The organism is Aquimarina sp. 433 (assembly GCF_054054605.1).
Genome location: NZ_JBSWZK010000017.1, coordinates 1 through 18,663, shown reverse-complemented (window position 1 = coordinate 18,663; position 18,663 = coordinate 1). Strand labels below are relative to the sequence as shown.

At 29.8% G+C, this 18,663-nt stretch carries 24 protein-coding genes; all 24 read right to left on the bottom strand.

The genetic code is table 11. The features are described 5' to 3' along the window. Window positions 1-33 precede the first annotated feature (33 nt). The 24 genes from ACWNT5_RS23275 to ACWNT5_RS23160 all read right to left on the bottom strand — a co-directional run bounded on the left by ACWNT5_RS23275 (window position 34) and on the right by ACWNT5_RS23160 (window position 18,523). A complete protein-coding gene (locus ACWNT5_RS23275; RefSeq protein ID WP_299902013.1) occupies window positions 34-528 on the bottom strand; it encodes a hypothetical protein in 495 nt (164 codons plus the stop codon). Between the two features lie 282 nt (window positions 529-810). After that, window positions 811-1,251 carry a hypothetical protein gene (locus tag ACWNT5_RS23270; RefSeq protein WP_456518722.1) on the bottom strand — a complete coding sequence of 147 codons (441 nt, stop codon included), beginning with the start codon at window positions 1,249-1,251 and terminating at the stop codon, window positions 811-813. Between the two features lie 88 nt (window positions 1,252-1,339). Further along, the gene (locus tag ACWNT5_RS23265) at window positions 1,340-1,990 is read right to left on the bottom strand and encodes a hypothetical protein (RefSeq protein ID WP_456518721.1); all 651 of its coding nucleotides are present in this window, start codon (window positions 1,988-1,990) and stop codon (window positions 1,340-1,342) included. 165 nt (window positions 1,991-2,155) lie between these two features. Next, the gene (locus tag ACWNT5_RS23260; RefSeq protein ID WP_456518720.1) at window positions 2,156-2,665 is read right to left on the bottom strand and encodes a lactoylglutathione lyase family protein; all 510 of its coding nucleotides are present in this window, start codon (window positions 2,663-2,665) and stop codon (window positions 2,156-2,158) included. Between the two features lie 97 nt (window positions 2,666-2,762). After that, a complete protein-coding gene (locus ACWNT5_RS23255) occupies window positions 2,763-3,359 on the bottom strand; it encodes an RDD family protein (protein ID WP_456518719.1) in 597 nt (198 codons plus the stop codon). Between the two features lie 65 nt (window positions 3,360-3,424). Then, window positions 3,425-4,303: an MBL fold metallo-hydrolase gene (locus ACWNT5_RS23250; RefSeq protein WP_456518718.1), complete on the bottom strand. Its 879-nt coding sequence runs from the start codon at window positions 4,301-4,303 to the stop codon at window positions 3,425-3,427. A 194-nt stretch (window positions 4,304-4,497) separates the two neighbouring features. After that, window positions 4,498-4,953, bottom strand: a complete 456-nt coding sequence (locus ACWNT5_RS23245; protein ID WP_456518717.1) for a hypothetical protein — start codon at window positions 4,951-4,953, stop codon at window positions 4,498-4,500. 38 nt (window positions 4,954-4,991) lie between these two features. Beyond that, complete coding sequence (locus ACWNT5_RS23240) at window positions 4,992-5,420, bottom strand: hypothetical protein (RefSeq protein ID WP_456518716.1); 429 nt, start codon at window positions 5,418-5,420, stop codon at window positions 4,992-4,994. A gap of 4 nt (window positions 5,421-5,424) precedes the next feature. Then, the gene (locus ACWNT5_RS23235) at window positions 5,425-5,970 is read right to left on the bottom strand and encodes an NIF family HAD-type phosphatase (protein WP_456518715.1); all 546 of its coding nucleotides are present in this window, start codon (window positions 5,968-5,970) and stop codon (window positions 5,425-5,427) included. 69 nt (window positions 5,971-6,039) lie between these two features. Further along, entirely contained in the window at window positions 6,040-6,447 is a 408-nt protein-coding gene (locus tag ACWNT5_RS23230) for a hypothetical protein (protein WP_456518714.1), read from the bottom strand. A 183-nt stretch (window positions 6,448-6,630) separates the two neighbouring features. Next, window positions 6,631-7,410, bottom strand: a complete 780-nt coding sequence (locus ACWNT5_RS23225) for a hypothetical protein (protein WP_456518713.1) — start codon at window positions 7,408-7,410, stop codon at window positions 6,631-6,633. A gap of 110 nt (window positions 7,411-7,520) precedes the next feature. Then, a complete protein-coding gene (locus ACWNT5_RS23220; RefSeq protein WP_456518712.1) occupies window positions 7,521-8,441 on the bottom strand; it encodes an NAD(P)-dependent alcohol dehydrogenase in 921 nt (306 codons plus the stop codon). Between the two features lie 63 nt (window positions 8,442-8,504). Beyond that, window positions 8,505-9,542 carry an RNA ligase family protein gene (locus tag ACWNT5_RS23215; RefSeq protein ID WP_456518711.1) on the bottom strand — a complete coding sequence of 346 codons (1,038 nt, stop codon included), beginning with the start codon at window positions 9,540-9,542 and terminating at the stop codon, window positions 8,505-8,507. A gap of 176 nt (window positions 9,543-9,718) precedes the next feature. Then, window positions 9,719-10,096: a hypothetical protein gene (locus tag ACWNT5_RS23210; RefSeq protein ID WP_456518710.1), complete on the bottom strand. Its 378-nt coding sequence runs from the start codon at window positions 10,094-10,096 to the stop codon at window positions 9,719-9,721. A 332-nt stretch (window positions 10,097-10,428) separates the two neighbouring features. Beyond that, window positions 10,429-11,832, bottom strand: coding sequence for an SMI1/KNR4 family protein (locus ACWNT5_RS23205; protein ID WP_456518709.1), 1,404 nt, complete (start codon window positions 11,830-11,832; stop codon window positions 10,429-10,431). Between the two features lie 61 nt (window positions 11,833-11,893). Continuing rightward, complete coding sequence (locus ACWNT5_RS23200) at window positions 11,894-12,862, bottom strand: peptidase (RefSeq protein WP_456518708.1); 969 nt, start codon at window positions 12,860-12,862, stop codon at window positions 11,894-11,896. 160 nt (window positions 12,863-13,022) lie between these two features. Further along, window positions 13,023-13,685 carry a hypothetical protein gene (locus tag ACWNT5_RS23195; RefSeq protein WP_456518707.1) on the bottom strand — a complete coding sequence of 221 codons (663 nt, stop codon included), beginning with the start codon at window positions 13,683-13,685 and terminating at the stop codon, window positions 13,023-13,025. Between the two features lie 181 nt (window positions 13,686-13,866). Next, window positions 13,867-14,466 (bottom strand): hypothetical protein, encoded by a 600-nt coding sequence (locus ACWNT5_RS23190; RefSeq protein WP_456518706.1) that lies wholly within the window; start codon window positions 14,464-14,466, stop codon window positions 13,867-13,869. 183 nt (window positions 14,467-14,649) lie between these two features. Next, window positions 14,650-15,093 (bottom strand): hypothetical protein, encoded by a 444-nt coding sequence (locus tag ACWNT5_RS23185; RefSeq protein ID WP_456518705.1) that lies wholly within the window; start codon window positions 15,091-15,093, stop codon window positions 14,650-14,652. Window positions 15,094-15,203: 110 nt separating this feature from the next. Beyond that, window positions 15,204-15,875 (bottom strand): hypothetical protein, encoded by a 672-nt coding sequence (locus ACWNT5_RS23180; protein ID WP_456518704.1) that lies wholly within the window; start codon window positions 15,873-15,875, stop codon window positions 15,204-15,206. A gap of 193 nt (window positions 15,876-16,068) precedes the next feature. Then, on the bottom strand, window positions 16,069-16,581 hold the full coding sequence (locus tag ACWNT5_RS23175) for a hypothetical protein (protein ID WP_456518703.1): 513 nt from the start codon (window positions 16,579-16,581) through the stop codon (window positions 16,069-16,071). 84 nt (window positions 16,582-16,665) lie between these two features. After that, entirely contained in the window at window positions 16,666-17,100 is a 435-nt protein-coding gene (locus ACWNT5_RS23170) for a 2-dehydro-3-deoxyphosphooctonate aldolase (protein ID WP_456518702.1), read from the bottom strand. A 196-nt stretch (window positions 17,101-17,296) separates the two neighbouring features. Further along, entirely contained in the window at window positions 17,297-17,800 is a 504-nt protein-coding gene (locus tag ACWNT5_RS23165; RefSeq protein WP_299611272.1) for a hypothetical protein, read from the bottom strand. An 81-nt stretch (window positions 17,801-17,881) separates the two neighbouring features. Beyond that, a complete protein-coding gene (locus ACWNT5_RS23160) occupies window positions 17,882-18,523 on the bottom strand; it encodes a hypothetical protein (RefSeq protein ID WP_456518701.1) in 642 nt (213 codons plus the stop codon). Window positions 18,524-18,663: the final 140 nt, after the last annotated feature.

Sequence of the window (18,663 nt, the reverse complement as noted above, 5' to 3'; positions counted from 1 at the left end):
ACGAACGCATATCTATAGTTTTAAAAACAATTTTTACTTTAATTTTATTGACTCGATTATTCGCTTCCTAAATTCAGTGTTTTTGTTAAACTCGTCTTTATTATTCATAAATTGAATTGTGTAGATATTCTCTTTATATACAAAGACATAGTTTTCTATTATCTTTTTTTCTTCGCTCTGTTTTATAAAATATTTATAATTTAAAACATCAAGTTCATTAATTTTTATTATTCCTTCACTAATTAATTTTCCTTTACTAGCTTTTAAAGCGCCATCCTTAATTCCTTCAAAAAGTTTTTCTAGTTTCTTCCCGCTAACGTTTTTTAACCCTTTCTTTTTAGACTTTAAATAAACAATAGTTTCATTTTCAAATGTTCCTTTTACGAATTTACCGTTAGCAATTTCTCCTTCTTCTGAATTGTCAATAACGTTTAGGGTTAAATTTTCATCAAAATCATATTCAAATAATTCTTGGGCTAAACTGTTTAAACTTGTAAATAGTAAAAGAATGTAGATAGTCTTTCTCATTTTTATTAATATTTGTTGTGAAATGTTTTATTATGTAGCCTATCTCCAATTATATAGAATGTGAGTTATAATTATATCATTCTATATTTGGAAATCGGTTAGATTTGGGCTTAATCGGTATAATACTTTTTTGTATATAGTTATTTTACTTGTAGAGTATTTTGTATTTCATTAAGATCCAGATTTGAACCGATTCTTTTTTTAAAGTATTTACTTTTTTACTTCATATGATAGCTCAAATTAAAGATGTTTTAATACCATCTATTTTTGTGTGATAAAATGTTAGTTTGAGTGTTTTTTAACTAAATCAATAATTAATGTTTTTAATTCCTCAAGAGTTTCTTTTTTTTCGTGACTAAAAAAGAAAATTACCTGTTTTTTCTTTTTTTTAAACGTAGAATTATAAACATAAAGCCCTTTTTCGTTCGGATTCATATAAACGTGATAAGAATTACCTTTTCTTCCACTAAAACTAACTTCACCTTTTTTCTTAAATTTAAGTTTTTTTGTTGAGATTTTATTGATTGGGAAGGTTTGTTTACCTCTACCAGATACAACTAAATCATCTCCGGATATGGAAAACGTGTATTTTGTTTTTCCAATACTGGAGGACAAAATATTATTAATTTTTTCAATTTGTTTTTTTTCAGAATAATCTTCTTGTGCAGATATGCTCAAAGAACTTATTAAGAATATGAATAATAGGATGATTTTCTTTTTCATAATGATTTTGAATTAAGTTACATAACGTTTTTTGTGTAGTATGTTTGCTTCCTGAAGGGAGCATATGTGATATGTAAATTGTTGCGTGTTATTGTTTTTTGGATAAATTTTGCACCCATGTTTTATAGTCAACATTATAAGTTAAGCACTTGTTTTGATGGAAGAAATTAATTGCAGCATCAGTTCCTTTATTTATATATATATTCCTCAGATTGCATTGAAACTCCGCTGCTTGTTTGAAATATTCTTTGTTATACCATGGTCTCAAAGGAACTTCTATTCGAGGAATCATACCCATATAATTTCGAAATTTATTCATGCATTGATATATTCCTTCGTTTTTGTTATTTCCAGTTAGAATATTTAAAGCCACATTTACAAGCCAATCATTATAAGGTAAATTAAAATCTATATTTTGTAATTGCTTAGTCATATATTCCTCAGGATATGGTGTAATACAGCTGATCCAAGCTGCCCATACAACACCTCTCCATCCAAACTTGATGAAATCCTCAAAAAGTTTCTCATCTATAGCACTTACCGACTTAAAACAAAAATAAAAGAACTCTAGATGCTCACATTTAACATAGTGATATTGTGTAATAAACTCTGAGTGATAATCAATCAATGCCAACTCTTCTCTCAGCCACCTTTCGGAACTTTTTTTTTGTCCGATTTTTAAGTAGTAAGGAAAAATCAAAAACTCACGAAAATCTATATAGTTGTATTCTTTAAACATCTTTTTTAGTTTAGCTTTTTAGAAATGATAAACTGTTTTAGTGTGTGATTTCGTTATGGGTTTAATTACTAAATTTAGCAAATAAATCATAGATAGAAGTTTCTTAAGTACTTTCGTATTTAAGTTTTAACTAACATCGAATTCTACAAATGATTGTATATAGTTTTATTCTTGATAAGCTCCTGATGAATAAGTTAATTCATAGCTGTGAGTATAGATTTCAAATACAATTCCAAATGGGTCTTCTACATAAACCATTTTATAAGGTTTTTCATCTGGATAATATGCTCTTATTGGCATTCTTTGCTTTCCACCAGCATCGACGATTTTTCTAGTCAGATTTTCGATATCAGGGTCTTGGACACAAAAATGGAATAATCCTGTGTTGAACGGATTAAAGTCAGGTGCTTCTTTAACTCCGTTAGGAAAACAAAAAAGTTCAATTCCAATTCCATCTGAAGTTGACATATGTGCTATTTCGAATTCTTCCCAATTTTCTCCAAAAACATCTATACACATTTGTCCAATTGCTGTATCTCGTTCTTTTTTTACTACGGATGGTTTCATAATTACGTACCATCCCATAATTTCTTCATAAAAGTTTACGGCTTTATGAATATCAGGGACCGTAATTCCAATATGTGAAAATGATTTCGGGTATTTTATTTCTTTCATATTTCTATTTATTTTAAAAAATTATACACAACTGCCTCGACTATTGGTAGTTTTGGATCTTAATCACTATGATTATATAAATCTTGTAGTTTTGTTTTTATTCAGTTTTATCCTTTACAACCGTCGTTTTTGATAAATAATCGTGAATTCCATTTTTTACAAATAGAGACGAAATCCTATCGAATGGTATGAATCGGCAAAAAGTCCGAGCAATGATATCGCTATCGGTTGGTTTTTCTCCGTTAATTTTCACAACTTTTGTTTTTGTGACGAATTTTCCAATTGTTTTTTGGAATTTGATTTCCATTATAGCATAGTAAGCGATAAATGTTCCAAAAATCAAAATGTATCCAATTAATGAAATTATTCCTTGGTTAGTTGGTTGAATAAAAAATCCTATCACGGAACTTATCATAAATGCTAAAACTAACCATACGATAAAGTCAATTAAAAAGTTCACAAATCGAATCTCCGAACCAACAACATTTGAATTAACTTTTTCTTTTTGTTCCTTTTCAGCAAAAGCTTTTTCTCTAATTTGTTCAAAATCTGAGGTGTCAATATTCCGCTTTTTTACTTCCAATTCCGCTGCTTCGACTGCGATAGGCTGATATTTACCTATTTCAACCGTCAGTATTTTTATTAACTCTTCGTTAGTCCGTTGGGACATAACTTCTTTAAATTCGTTCTCCATTCAGTTTATTAATGTTAACGTTTAATGTAAAATGCGTTTTTATGAATTCTATATAGTGTTATAGCCTATTCATTTATTGGTTTAGTTCTTAAAATATCTCGTTTAATTTCTCCTGGATAAACCAAAAAAACGGGTATTTGTATTTTTAGCTCATCAATTAGTTTAATAACGGTTCTATCTATTTCATTTTTAGAATATCGACTTGAAAAATGATTAAGAATCAATGATCCAATTTCAATCTCTTTAACCATTTGTAAAACCTCATCAATTCGACTGTGTTTGTTCCCTTTGGACTCAATTTGCGTATCACCATCATTTTTTAGAAATGTAGCTTCATGCATAAGTACTTTCGAACCATCCCATTTTGAATAGTCATCAACAGGGGTATCACCAGAAAATGATAAGATATTGGATTCAACTTTTTCAGTAATAAAATCTCTTCCGTTCTTGGCTACAATCTCTTTAATTTCATTCCCTGATTTAGATAAAAACTCAGGTTTTAATTTATTCTTTATTTCAAATATTTTATAACTGAGACTTTTATGTATGCCTAATGGAGATTTTACATGCTCATTTCTAATAGCTTCGACTACGATATTTTTTTTTATTTCTATTCTTGATTTGTCTTCGATACCTATCCATGAGCTTAAAGAAACATGTGGGTCGAATTTTGTCAAAAAGCTGTTCATAGCTGGAAACGATCCCGAATCTTTTGGATAGTAAATTCTAGGAAATCCATCTCTTGAATTTAATTGAACAAATTGTGGCAAGCCGTTTAAATGATCTCGGTCTGGATGCGTAATAAATACATTCTTAATTTTTCGTGATTTTTGAAGTAAGCTTGCAGTTAATCCATCTCCAGCATCAATTAATAAATTTAGTTCTTCCACGTTAATCCATGTGGAGAATAAAGCTGTAGAATATGCTGAAATCTTGTACTTCATCTTTTTTATTGACTTTGACATTTAATATAGGTGTCTTATCAGGGCAAAATGTTACCCTACTTTCAACAAAAACTGCGCATTGGTTGCTAATTTTTACATTTTACGAGCATTGCGCTTCATAAATATACACAAACCAATCGATTGATCACTTTACTGCTATGATCACATACATTATGCTACATACAGAACTATTTTTAGTCATATTTATTAAAAATTACGTTTCCAACTTTTTTAGTTTTCCAATATTTTATCTGCTCCAATTCTACTTTGTCAAGAGCAGTAATATGTCTCGGCTTAAGAATTTCATTTAGAAAATCAGTTCGTAATTCTATGAGCTCATTTGGAATTAATCTAGAGATATTTTCTGGTAGATCACAAAATTCAACAGTTTCCCAATCTTCAAGACTTTTAATTCCACAGTAAAAAGGGTAAGTAGTATTTATTCCTATCTTATAGTTCCCATTCTTGTCAGAAATAAGAATTTGATAAAAATTATTATCAGCTTGTTGTTGTACAAGTAGAACCTTCCAAAAGTTAGAATTACTTTTAAAAATATTGACGACCTTTTTAATCATGGATTTACTAGTTTTTGGAATTCCATTTTGTCCCATTCTCCAAAATCCTGTTATGCCTTTAGGTAGTGTGTTCATGTTGTTTACAATAGTCTTTTATAAAAATAGAAGTGATTTTAAGACCATAAACTTTTCAATTTAGACCATAGTTTATTGTGATTGTTATCTTTTGTTTTAGCAGAATTTCTACCCTTCTTTTTATATGTAGTTGTAAGCTGTCTTTCTTCAGGAACATTTTTAATAAACCAATCAATCTTTTCTTGTTTTCCGACAACCATTTTGAGAGAAAGTTCCATTTTTTTGGTTATTCCCATTACTAAAACATGCGTTATAAAATCGGTTTCCTCCTTAAGATATGCCCTAAATCCACTCTTTGGATTTAGCATTATTGTTTTATAGTCCAGTTCAGATGCAAGTTTTACAAACTGTTTAGCATATATCGATTCATTGCTAGTCATTACTCCGTCAAGATATCCCATATCCATCGATTTTTCTTCAAACACTCCAATTTCATTGCCTTTCCAAATGATTTGCGAAGAATTCATACTTCTAAAGTTTATTTCTCCATCCTCTTTTTTCAATTGTTCGAACATTGTCAGAATCCTTAATTGATTTTAGGAAGTTGGATAAAATTATTAATTCATTATCTTTTTGATTCCCTTCAAAAGGATCAATATATATGGCATTACCAAAATTATCTCTGGTTTTCTCAGGAGAGTCATCTACTATAAGTGTCTTTTCTAAACGAAAACCTTGTTTTTTGATTTTCTTTAATCTTTTCTCTCTTACATATCTGTCCAATGCATAATCCCTTCTCAGTGTACATCTACTTCTTGCCCAAACAAATTCAAAAGTTATTTCACCAGGTCGAATTATGTTTACTATTTCGTTCACATATTTATCATCAGCGGATGACCATATAGCCAATTTAAAATGCTCCGCCATTTCGTTCAAAAACTCATATAAGTTTGGTCTTCTATAAACGAAATATTCCGCGTACTCAAAATCCGGATCGATCTCAAGTTTTTTGTCCGTTGCATGAATTAGAGTTTCGTCTAGATCCAGAATCAATAATATTTTTTCTTCGATATTCAATTTGATGATTTACAACGTTGCACGTATGAATTGTTGTGGAGAAAGCCACTAATGATTTCATACATCTTGTTATGGTAAGTTTTCAATTTTCTCAATCTCTTCGGATAAATTAAATCCGACATTTTTCGGGTAATAAATACTTACAACACCTCCCATCGCTACATCGCAAGCCCCTCCAATTTCAAGTAGCTTTTTTGATAATTTCTTAAAAGCAGTAGAATTAATCGCTTCTTTACTCCAACAATAAACATCAGTTACATATTTCGATTCAGTAATAACTTCTTCAATCCAAAGTTTACCTTCAAGTCCTTTTTTGGCTGATACAATAGTTCCGTACTCATAAAGTTTAGATTCTATTAATAATGGTGTTTCTAAAATCATATAAGTTTTGTCCTTCAATTCCTGAGAAAGAACAAGTCCGACATTTCCATCGTCCTTAAAATTAAGAGTTTTTTCTTTTCTTCTAAACTTTAACATTTTGAGTAAGTTAATTTACCATAACATTTAATAAATGTGTATTAGCAGGACAAAATGTTACCCTGTTTTCAATAAAAACTGCTTATTGGTTGCTAACTTTTACATTTTACGAGCATTACGCCTTCATAAATATATACAAACCAATCGATTGACCACTTTGCTGCTATGGGCACATATGTGTTGTTAGCATAAGTTTTTCACTATATTTTCAATTTTTTCTATTTCGGATATGTTAACTAATTTATTATTTTTTATAAATAAGTTATTGTCTTTGAATTCAATTTCTAATCCTTTGCTACCTTCAAATCTTTTTAATAGCTCTACTACTTGAGACAAATTAACCGTTTTTTTAATAGTAAATGATTCGTAGTTGGGTAATCTTAAATCATCGTCATTTCTAATTAGGTCAAAAAACTTTTCAATATGTGATTTTTCTCTTAAATAATAGTGACCAAAGTCTGTTCTTAGTTTTAACCAAAACATGATTTGTGGTTCTCTAAAATTGTCATAAGAAACAGTTGGAATAAATAAATAACCATTACAATTCTTTAATGCAAAAGAATCAGAATAACTCCAATCATTATATTTACTGAGAATACTAGTATGTTCAAGATAATTAATTTCATTAGGAGTTGGCCTTTGCTTCTGATATTGTTGACTTTGTTTCAAGTAATTTAAAGCCCTTTCCACATTTTTTTGTTCATCAGTGTAAAGTTTTTCTATTTCCGATTCTGATATTATTCGGTGTTCATTGTTATGAGATATCCAATGACCAGATTCTGCTTGTTCTAAAGTAAATTTAGCTCCGGTTTTAGGGTCATAAATATATTCATCAGCCAAACTTTCCTTTAGTTTACGGAGATACTCTTTTTCTTCTTCCGTTTTCTTAAAAAAGACTTTATAGATTTGATATAAAAGAATTAGTCCGATGCAAACATAAAAAGCAATTTCTCCTATTTCCATTTTCTTAGGTCTATCTTTGGTAAAATGTATATTAACAGCTTCCGCTATGAGTAGTTGCAGGGATTAGCACTTAACTTGGCAATTACTTTTAGCCATAGTTATGTATTCGTTTATTTTAATATATGAATTATCACATTTCCTCTTTTTCGCCCATTATCAACATATTCGTGAGCCTTTACTATTTCATCAAGTGTAAATGATTTGTCTATAAATGGTTTTAGTTTTCCTTTTTCAGCCATATCTTTTATTAACCTAAGATGTTCATTCTTTTCTTTTGTTAGCATTTTAACTGAAACGAAAACACCTCCAGTTTTAAGCACCTTTTTTGCCTTTGATTTTGTTGTTTTTCCAACAGCATCAAAAATAATATCGAAGCTCTCATTTCTCTGGGAATAATCCTCTTTTTTATAATCTATTAGACTTGAAGCACCTAAAGATTTCACCATTTCGAAATTCGAAGCACTACATACACCTATTACATAAGAACCTTTTTGATTTGCAATTTGTACGGCATAGCTTCCAACACTTCCAGAAGCTCCATAAATTAAAACGTTTTGTCCGTTTTTGAAATTAGCTTTCTCTAAAAGGTAAATTGCAGTCATTGCTCCAATTGGTAATGCTGCAGCTTCATGGTAACTCAAATTTTCTGGTTTTAAACCAACTACACCATTTTTCCATTTTTGAGGCAAGCATATATATTCTGCATATGAACCTGAATTTAGCATTGTTGTAGTTCCAAATACACTGTCACCAACATTAAATTCAGTTACGTTTTTCCCAATTTCTTCAACGATTCCAGCCAATTCATGGCCTAAAATTCTTTTCTTTGGTTTGAACAGTCCAAAAATTAATCTTGCAGGCAGCCAAAACAAAGGTGGAAAATCAGAACTTCGAAGCCTAACATCTCCAGAAGTAACAGTAGCTGAATGTATTTTTACTAGGATCTCATTATCCTTAGGTTTAGGTTTATCGATGTCTGTTAGTTTGAGAACCTCTGGAGGACCATATTTTTCATAAACTACTGCTTTCATATTAATTTTAGTTTTTTTGAAATGATACAAAACGTTAAACGTAAAATACGTTTTACTACATTTTTACAAAGTTTTATTGGCAGTTATTTTCTTATTTATTTCAGATTTCACTCTTTCGTTAATCCATTTTTTTTCATCATCGGATAATTCTTCCAATAGATTTTTATTGTTCTCATTAAAGTCAACTAATGTATCAAGAAAGAATTCATTTTTGATGTCAATGATTCGTTGTTCATTAGTGAAATCCAAAGCACCTATTTTAGAAATAGCACTCTCTAACCTATTTACAGTTATGTAGTTTCTTAGTTCATTTAATATGAATGATAAGTCTTCAGTTTTAGATGATATATTTGGAATGTATGTCCATTTTTCTGCTTGATGAAATTTTTTTTCTTCATCAAATTCCTTATTCTTTAGTTTGATTATTGGTCTAAATGGTATACTCTTATTATCTATTTGATTAAAAGGTTTTATTACAACACCTTCAATTAGATTTTCTTTTAATTCTGGAAGATTCAATTGCTTTGGAATTGCAGAATTAATTCTGGTATCAAAATTTAATGCTTCTCCAAATTTTCCAACCAATAAAGGTTTTGCGTAAAATATCTCATACTTTTCAAAGAATGAAACTGATGATTCATAATCAAGATAATATTTGGAATTTGAACCATTAATTTCAATTGCAATATCAAACGCACAGAAGTCTATGGTTGGTGAATAATAAACTCCTGTTTGGATAGCTTGAACGTTTGAGTCAGGCTCAATATCGGGATGAGGGTATTTACCACCAAATAATTCTCCATAAATAATGTACTTACTACCTTTTATTAGAGTACTTAAATCTTCAAATAATTGCAGAAGATTATCTTCTAATTTATTAACAATAAGCTGAAAACCAAAAAAGTCATCATTCCAAGAAAGGTAATCCTTTCTTTTTGCATATTTCAAAGTGCTTTGATCATAGATGAAACTGAAATTTGCTCCATGAACTTTTTCAGTAACAACCCAACTCAATTTCTCTAATTTAGAAAAATCGCTATCATTTAATCCAAGTTTTTTTAAACTATTTGGCATCTTCTCATAACCTGAGAAATCACTCATAACTTTTGTTTTTAACTTCTGCTAATGGTTAATATATGTCTTAGCAGTGCAAAATGTTACCCTGTTTTCAATAAAAACTGCTTATTGGTTGCTAACTTTTACATTTTACGAGCATTACGCCTTCATAAATAAATACAAACCAATCGATTGATTAATTATCACTTAGCTGCTATGACTTATATATCTTGTTGTGTACTGGCTTTTAGGTAAATATTATTATGCGTCCATAGTACTTCTTCTTTAGGGGTAACTTCACCATATTTACTTTTAACAAATCTACTTGAAATCACTTTTGGTTTTTCGTAGGGAACGCTAACATCAGAGTAGGGGCCTACCGTTCCGATCATCCACCCACATTTGGCTGCATAAGAAGGTTCATAAACTTTAAACTTATATGTGTGATAATAAAGTTGGGTTCCACTATCGTCAATATTAACCTTTTCAATATATTCTATTTCGTCAGGAACTTTTTCCAAATCTCCTGGAAAATCTAACCAATTAACTAAATTAGTTTCAGCACCCTTTTCTATGGTGTTAAACTCTTTTGGAAACAAATCAATTCTATTATATTCCTTAAGAAGTTGATACGTTATTTCTCTAGTCTTAATATCAAATGCATATTTCGTTAATAATTTCGGTTCAGGGATTTCTCCTTTAGCTATTTTTTTAAATAAGGGTTTTATGATATCAAATTTAACTTTGTCTTTCGGTAAATTTGAAATCCTGTAAAAGTTAAAAGCATTTTTATAAATAACAAAACCAACAAGAGTCAGTATTATTATTCCAAAAATTAGTTGAAAGTTTTCCCTTTATAATTTTATATGCACTTGTGCAATGTTTAATGTAAAACGCGTTTTTAATGCATCTTTACATAGTGTTAGCGATTTTATTTCCATATTTGATACCACTTTTTATCACTTTTTAATGGAATTTTATTTAGATCATTTTTTCTAATCCAATTTAAATCAATTTTAAACTCTGCAAGCCTTTGTTTCAAATTTGATAATATATAATCTTTTTCTACAGGAAAACGATCTGCAATTTTTTTATAATGAATAAGTAATTTCTCATTTTTTATTCCTGAAAGAGCTTGTAATGATGAGTGAATAACCTTATTAGAATCATCATTTAGTCCAATAATGAAAGTCTCCAGATAATCTTTTTTGTTACTCAACTGACCGAGGGAATATACTACTGTTGATCTAATATCTTTGTCAGTATTTTTAATAAACCCTTTGATAAGATAACCATAATCAAAATTGCATTCTTGAAGTAAATATGTACAAAATCGAAACGTTTCAGGATTAGTAATTTGGTTAATGTGGCTGGTAATATATTCTTTCCAATTCGCACTGTTTGCTTTATCGTACCAAAAAATGTATTGGAATACTGTTAAGAGATCATCTTTACCTTGTTTAGTTAAATATTCTTTCCAAGTTTTATGTTTGTATTTTACTAATATTTGAAGTAATAGCTTAGAGTTTTCTTTAGAAGTATTGAGATAAAGTTTATCAATTGAGTCAAGAGTAAAAGAATTTAATGTTCTCTTTTTTAGCAGACCGTTGAGCGCATCTTCCTTGGCAATATCACTAGATCCATTTTTATATGCTTCTAGTAGTTTTTCTTCGGATCCTCCCATTGTATACCCAAACCATGAAGGTGATTCAATCAACAAATCCTTAGAAATAACTTCGTCTAACCATCTTTCATACCAATCAAGAAAATTGTCCTCAAAAGTAAAATGTGGTTTTTGAAGATCTTGATCTATATTTACTACTTTTCCTTTGTGTGTACCATTAAGAATGATACCATGCAAATACGAACATCCTTGGGAACCAATTGGTAAAATACCACCGAATATTTTACCTAGTTCTTTTTCATATTCACTATCTGAAATATTATCAATCTCTATTTTTTCAATTACTTTCGACCAATAATCATTTGTCATTTTAGGGTGAAGTATTGACTCATTTTTAATATACTTTTCTGTATTTTTATAAACAAGTTCATCGACACCATCTCCCAATGGATATATTCCATAAAACGGTCCAGCTCCTGAATTAGCATATGATTTTCCTCCGTTTCCGATTTGCAATACAAATGATTTATAGCAATCAGGAAGGTTAATCGAATACTTTCTTTCAAAAGTATTTACTTCCTCAATACTAACGGGTTTATGTATATTGTATTTATGGCTACTTGCGCCAAAAGCTTTAAGGCCTTTGTCCACCTTTGCCGCTTCTAACAGCTTAGATTTTATACGTTCAATTTGAATGGAGTAGTCTTTCATTTCTAATATCTGCTAACGGCATTACTAAACGCAGTTACAACGCATAGGGGCAATTGACGCTTTAGCTTTTGTCGGCTTCCGTTTTGTTTTGTAATTCAAATTCAAATTCGTTAATCAATTCCTTTATTTCATCTTCATCATACTTCCTCGAAAAATGAACAGGAATAGGATCTTTAATCTCACTCTCTTTCATGATTCTGCCAGACATGGTCGAATAGCTATGATAATTTAATCTCGCTTGTTCTTTATCTTCTGCTTTATAAAAGCTTTCTATAAACACTTGTCTACACCTATAAAAATGATGCTTTATCTTTTTATGGTTTTCTTCATTTGCTACATGATCCATAATTATTCCTAGCGAATCTCCTTGTTGAACATGTAGTAAATGAAATAAATCTTCGGATTTATAGTCTTTATCTTCTATCGAAATAATCAAATCCCTTTCATCTTTTTCAAAAGCCTCTTTCAATTCTCTCACCCATTTACCTCCTCTAAATCCACTAGATTCAATATCTATTTTTATAGCATCTTCCCCTTTAAATTTATAGGCTAATGTAGGTGTTTTATGATCTAATAATATAGAACTTACTTTAAACGATTTATCTTCATATATTACCATTCCTTCGGTCTCTTTAATTTTCACCAAATCCCATATTGGAGGTTCTATTTCATAGATTATTATCCTTCCTTCTAAAACATATTCTCTTATCTCATAGGTTATTGCACCTTTCTCAATAAGATTCCAGGTATAACTTTTTATTCTTGATTGAACTTGATTCGCTATTCCCTTTGGACCACATATGATAATTCTTCTTTGAATTCCTATTTGATGCCTTAAAACTGAATCAAAATTCACAAAATGATCTATATGCGTATGACTTATAAATATAGCTTTACAATTTTGTAATTCTTTTACGGTCAAATTGCTAGCATCTCCACACTCACATAAATAATTCCATGGATGATTATCCAATCGCAATAATATTGAGATATCTTCTCCTATTTTACTTTTTACTTCTGCTTGAAACATGGCTCTATCTTTTTAATTGATAAATTTATAAAGCTTACCATTGTATAAAGTCTCTTTGAATCAGAAAGTCCCTTTTTCTTTTAATGGAAGCTAACGTTCCTTCTGTATTACGTATGTCAGCTGAAGGTGGGATATGCATTATATAAAATGTTATGCTTTTTTAATAATTTTCAATTCTCCAATTTAGGTCAATTTCTTCTAAATCCACATCAGGGTATTGAAATTCGGATTTTATAGTTTCCAAGTCAATTTCTCTTTTTTGAGGATCTATTATTAACCATAAAGTTTCGTCAATTTTATTAAGATTTTCGTTTATAGTTTTCTTTAATTCGCTTTGAAGATACTTACTATATATCAAACCTACAGCAAAACCTTCGTCCATTCCTCCCCATGGATAAGCAACTTTAAATATTTCTTGTCTAAAGTTCATTAGGTCATTAAACATCCATCCAACATGAATTGGTCTATTCATTCTACTTTCGGGTGGATTTTTATATAACTCTTTTATTTTGTCGAAAGCACGTATAATTAATTCTTCGTTTACATCATATTCTCGATCATTTAGAAATTCTCCTTGCTCAAAATATTGTATATCAGATAATTTGTTTAAATGCTGTGAACGATTTAATTCTTCTTTTCTTCCTGACAGGAAGTATTTCATCTGCACCAAAGGATTCACATGTTTTTTAGAGAGACCAAAAGCATCTAACAATGAGTTTAGTTGCTGTCGTCTAATAATACTGGGCTTTTCATTTAATCTGTCCGAGTTTGACCACAAATATTTATAATCAAGGTATTTATAAAGTAAATCTTTTCCTGTCATTTTTAATTAAGCATAACGTTTAATATATGTGTCGGAGCAGGGCAAAAAGTTACCTTGTTTTTTGATTTTTCTGTGCATTGGTTGCTAACTTTTCAATTCTGCAAGCATTGCGCCTTACCAAAAATACAATAACCTTTCGATTCATCGCCTAGCTGTTATGATCACATATATGTTGTTGTGCTTAGTTTTTTATTAATTTTAGTCTATTTAGTTCGGTTAATTGTTCGTCCCAATTTTTAGCAATTTCTGCTCCATTATCGTCATCAAGATCCTTTAAAGACTTTCCGTCGTTTAGATATCTAAGAGAATTTAATATTTTGTTATCCGTAATTTCATACTTAAATTTTCTTTCACCCAATTCTTGTTCATCAAGATATTTTGTTCTGAACTTATCAAGTCCGATTTTATTTAGGATCAATTCTGATTTTTCATTGAAATTGGAATCGATTTTGGAAAGAGTGACTAAAAGTTGTGGACTTACCCAAGTCCCTTGACAGAGACGTTTCCATAAAAAGTCAACAAATTTTTGCTGGTCAGGTTTTTCTAGTTTTAGAATAGCAATAAATGCGACTAAATGAGGTCTCCAATTTAGTTCAGCTAGCATTATTTTAACGTCACTAAAAATTTCTTCGATTGAACCGTCAGCAATAATTTGATCAATTAGTTTTAATGATTTTCCAAGATTGAAGGTATCCGTATCGGATAAATCAACTCTTAAATTTAAAAGTGGAAGATGATTTGGTTGGTTGTCCCAAAAATTATCGAATATTCCTAATTTCAATTTTGTTTTTTTAAATTAGGCACAACGTTAATATATGTGTCGTAGCAGGACAAATTGTTACCTTGCTTTTAGATTTTTCTGCAAAGTGATTGCTAACTTTTTCATTTTGCAAGCACTGGGTCTTATCAAAAATACAACAATCAATCGATTGATCACTTTGCTGCTATGATCATATATATGGTGTTATAAGTTTTTTTTATATTCGGTCAAAAATTGTTTTCCTTTTCTTATTAGTTTTTCAGAATTTGTAAAGTCAGATTTATTCTCATAAATGAGTTTTCCATTTTTCAGGAATATTGTTTTTTTGTCATTCTCATATTCAGGATTATAGCTTTCTGCATAAACCAATTCATTTTTTTTGTAAAAGAAATTTTCCTTTAGATTAGTATTAGTAGATTGTGAATATTGTAACCAAACCAAACTTTTATCATCAGGGCAAAAATGCTGGTAATATTCAAAGCCTCCGGTTTTCTTTAAATCATCTCCATAATTTAAGGTTCCTTCGATTATGGAATTTGATAGATTTTGATCAATTCTTATATTTCCGGTATAGTAGGATATTTCTTTGATATCTTCAACAAGTTCTTTGCTTGATTTACATGAAACATAGAATAAAAGTATTGCCAAAAATATGATTTTGAGTACCCTCATTAATTATCCTTGCTTGTATCGTTCCGTGTATAGTATCGTAGCATCCCGCAGGGAGCATATGCACTATACAAATTGTTAGCACTCGTTTATTTTATTGTTATCCAAAAATCACTTCTCCAATGACAAGCTCCAAATTCAACATAGTATCTTCCAATTTCTGATTTTGAAAAATCAACATAATTATTATCGTCCATCATCATATAAGATGTTGTTTTTATGGGCTTCTTAATTATTGTTGAATCTCTATAAATAGCTACACTTGATACCGTTCCACCATATGGAAAAGCCAGTTTAATATTGTCTTTACAATTGTTAGAAATGTCAATTATATGTTCTTTTCTATCTTTTATTTGGTCCGACTTTATTTGTAATACACCATAACTGATTTTAACAGTGTTGTTATTGTACTTTTCGTTATTTGTCTTGAATTTGAACAAACTATAATCCAATTTGGATTCAATATTATAGCGCAATTTTAGCAATAACGGTTTTTTTCTCGTTAATATTATTGTGTCTGATGGTTCAATTATCTGATTTTCTGAAGTCATATGGAAATTTTGTCCACTTAATTTGAAAGAATGGATTTCAACTTTTCTTCTTGAATCAGTTTTTATTTCAATTGTTGTTTCTACCTCTCGTCCAATACAGTTCTCAACAATTCCGATCTCTTTTGGAAACCAGATCCATATGTCTTTTTTAACCACTTTAAAAGAGGTTATAATTAAAATAAGGCTGAAAAATATTAATTTTCTTTTCATTCCAATTTATTGATGTGTGCTAACGCTAAATATATGAATCAGAGCAAGGCAAGCAATCTTAAACCAATAGATTCATCTGCGCGTTTTTATTTCTTGTTTAACTTATAAAAATTTAGCGCCTTTGCAAAAAAGAAATGACCATTCGATTTAGCGATAAATTGCTCTGATTTCATATATAATGTTACCAACTTTTTTATTCATTAGCATCCAAAAACTCTGCTAATTTATTCTCGTTTTTTGCTTTTATAAGGCTTTTAAGTTTTTTTGTCAGTTTAACTTTGTTTTTTGGGTTTTCTATGTATTCAGTTATTATTTTCCAAATCCCTAGCCTTGATTCAATCTCATAACTATTATTTTTCTTATTCTCCAGACAATATTTTATTTGAGAGGCCATTGAGATTATCATTAGCTCAATTTTTTCGTCAAAAAGATTTTTTAAATTTCCAGTTCCGAAACTATAGTTATCAATATTTTTCATCCAGTCATTAAGGAAAAATCCAGCTTCATACCTTAATTCTTCTTTTTCAGTTATAGGTTGTTTTAGGAGTAAGTTTGCAACGGATAAAACATCCTCTTTAGCCCCTTCCAAAGATTCTTGAGAATCAAATTTATACTCTTCAAAATTATATTTATTCAATTGAGAATAAGCTGAACTAACAGTAAAAGGTAAAATAATCAGAATTAAAATTTTTATATAATTATTCATTATTTATGGTATTTAACGAGATTTCATATTGCTGATAACGGCTTGACTAAGATGCGTTTTAATGCAGTTTAGGTTTTGTTGGCATTAGTTTTTTCTTATTCCAAATCCTTTAGGAGCCATAAGTTTCCCTGAATCATACATGTTTATGTAAATTGAAATAGTATCCTTTGATCCTTCCCAAGTCACTCTATAATTATCAAGCATAACTTTATTTCCAAAAATCGCCTTATCACTTTTAATTGGACAGCAACTTCCTAATCTATAATATGAAATAGCTTCTCCGTTAGGGCCAGAAAGAGCATTTAAATATCTTCTCTCATTTTTGGGGCCGCTATCCTCACTGCCAACTTCAATCGGGTTTTTTGGGGAAAGTCCGTATGAAGGGTCTGAAGAAATTTCTGTTATCACGAAAGTATTATCATCTAATAATGTTTGCTTAACATTCTTAGATACGTTCTTAGTTGTGGAACAAGAAAATAAGCTAAAAAGGATAAAAGTAATAAGTAATTTAGTTTTCATATTTGATTTTTAATTAATGCCAACGTTTAATATATGTGTCGTAGCAGAGCAAAATGTTACCCTATTTTCGACAAAAAATGCGCATTGGTTGCTAACTTTTAATTTGTGCAAACATTGCGCCTTACCAAATAGTCGATGACCATCCGATTCATCACTTAGCTGCTATGATCACATATATGTTGTTGTGCATAGTTTTTTATAAGTTGCTAATCTCATCTCTTATTGAAAACACTTCGTTTAGATCACAATAATATTCGGTTAATTTTCTTTTACCTTCTTTAATTACATCAAATTCATATTCGTCTATTACTTTATTAAATCCTGTTACGAAAACTTGGATTTTAAATTGTAATTTCAAGCTTGTATAATCAATCTCATTATTTTTGAATTCGAAATTTTCCTCAGTTTCGATTGCTTTAATGGGTTTACTATTTTTTAAGTAAATCAATCTTATACACCTACCATAAGAAGCTCCAAATTCTTCTTTGATTTTTACAATCTCATTATCTTTTTTCCAAATTTTTAGAATTGCTCCTTTGTCAATATGAGTCCCCGTAACTTTACTCCAATCATACTCATTTATTTTCAGGTCAGAATTTGAGTCAATACTTGTTATATATCTATTTATTTCATCAATTTTTTTATTCTGAGAAAAGGCAGTCAAATTTAAAGTTAACAGCACTATTAAGGTAAATCTCATTTTATATATTTTTTATTATGCACAACGTCTCTTGTATGTTGCGTTTGCCCGCCGAAGGTGGCATATGCAATATACAACTTGTTACCACATGTTTTTTATTTCAGGTTGATATTTATATGGGTTTTCAAATTCAGTTTTTCCATCGTGATATATTAAAAATTCCACTTTATTTTCTTTATGATCTAACGTCTCAATTTTGTTTATTCCAGTTACGCAAGCGTTATTTCCAACGTATTTTATTTTGTCCAGAATAAGCATAGTACTTTCTGTAATAAACAGACTTTCACCACACGCCATAAATCCACCATCTCTAACTTCTATGTTATGTTTTTTGTTAAGATCAAATTTTGCTTTTGGTGGATGAAATGGCATTGCTAAAAGATAGAAGAAAATAATAGGCATTTCCCAAATCAGGCTTGAAATCCCAAATATCGTGACGGGTATTGTTAAAATTCCGCTTAATATTTTAGTTTGTATTTTTTTAGTCAATCCGAATAGTAGAATCGTCGAGATTAAGAAAGTCAGTCCGATGATGGTAGTTGTATACTTTCCTTTAAATCGAAAGTCAAAAACCAAAAGTAATGCACAAATCAGAATTCCAATTAAAGAGAAAAACGAAGTTCGTTTAATGACCTTTTCCATTTTAGGAAAGTCAGATTTTGTTAAAATCAGCACTAAGCTAATTCCTAAAAATATTGTTATTAAAACTAAAAATTCCGTCATTTTTCAAATATGTGGTAACGTTTAATATATGTGTTGTAGCAGAGTAAAATGTTACCCTATTTTATGATTTTTCTGCGCATTGGTTGCTAACTTTTACCTTTTGCAAGCATTGCGTCTTCATAAATATACAATAACCAATC